The sequence below is a fragment of the Amycolatopsis kentuckyensis genome (assembly GCF_002155975.1).
Classification (GTDB): Bacteria; Actinomycetota; Actinomycetes; order Mycobacteriales; family Pseudonocardiaceae; genus Amycolatopsis; species Amycolatopsis kentuckyensis.
This window is the reverse complement of sequence record NZ_MUMI01000371.1, coordinates 5611-6225: the sequence shown is the minus strand read 5'-3', so window position 1 is coordinate 6225 and position 615 is coordinate 5611. Positions and strand designations below refer to the sequence as shown.

The following is a 615-nucleotide window of genomic DNA, read 5'->3' as shown; positions in this document are numbered from 1 at the left end:
GCGTCAGATGTGTATAAGCGCCAGGTCCTGGCCGGGGGCCTGGCAGGTGGATCCTGGCGGGGCAGGCTTTCAGGCGGCTTCCGAGCCGGACTCGACCGGCTCCGGCGCCCGCCGCAGCACGAAGGCGAGCACCACCGCCAGCCCCAGCGTCGGTGCCACCGCCAGCGCGACCACCGCGCGGAACACCGTGTCTCCCGGCAGGAACAGCAACACCAGCGATGCCGTACCCGTGACCACGGCCCACGTCGCCAGCACCAGCTTCGCCTGCGTGCGAGCCACGAGCACCGCCGTGAGCAGCTGCATCGGCACCAGCAGCACCGATGACCACACCAGTCCCGCCACCGACCAGCCGTCGATGTCGTACCCCGGGCCGCTGACGAACCGGACCGCCCACGGCCCCAGCCACAGCCCCACCAGCGCACCCAAAGCCGCCAGGACCAGCGAAGCCGCCGCGCCGAGGGCCAGCACGCGACGCAACCGGTGGCGTCCCTCCGGAGTCACCGACAGCCGGACGACGAACGGGACCGCCAAGGACTGCACCGGCCCGATCAGCGTCAGCGGCAGCCGGGCGATGACCAGGGCCGCGAACAGCGAACCGACGCGATCGCCGTCGCC

General features: G+C 72.5%; 1 pseudogene. It reads right to left on the bottom strand.

Annotation, left to right across the window (positions count from 1 at the left end):
- Positions 1–69 precede the first annotated feature (69 nt).
- Positions 70–615 (bottom strand): annotated as a pseudogene (locus CCN39_RS51995) (hypothetical protein); the annotation flags it as partial.